Origin of the sequence: Virgibacillus sp. 7505, from assembly GCF_002272135.1 — a bacterium.
Classification (GTDB): Bacteria; Bacillota; Bacilli; order Bacillales; family Amphibacillaceae; genus Terribacillus.
This window is the reverse complement of sequence record NZ_NPBF01000142.1, coordinates 1-296: the sequence shown is the minus strand read 5'-3', so window position 1 is coordinate 296 and position 296 is coordinate 1. Positions and strand designations below refer to the sequence as shown.

Annotated in this window: 1 protein-coding gene; it reads right to left on the bottom strand. The window is 49.7% G+C overall.

The window, feature by feature from the left end:
* On the bottom strand, positions 1-296 hold a 296-nt coding region (locus tag CHH91_RS18330), incomplete at both ends, for a cytosine permease (RefSeq protein WP_176465856.1).

Genomic DNA, 296 nt, shown 5'->3' with positions numbered 1-296 from the left:
ACCGCGACTTTTTTGCTTGAGCCATAACGGGCAAAATCAGGTGTCAACGTGCCGCCACTTATAAAGGAGCCAATACAAACCGATAAGGCAGCTGCGATGCCGATTCCTTCCGTTGGCTGATAAGCAAACAATTGAGCCGGGCCGCCCATATCATTGACAGCAATGGAACTAGAGATTGTCCCTAATACCGCGATCGCTGGTACGGCGATAAAGCTTAACATCGTCAATGCCTTTACACCTAAATAGGCAGTCGCTGTCATCAGGACGCCGCCTAAAAGGAGAAGCAGCCATAAGTC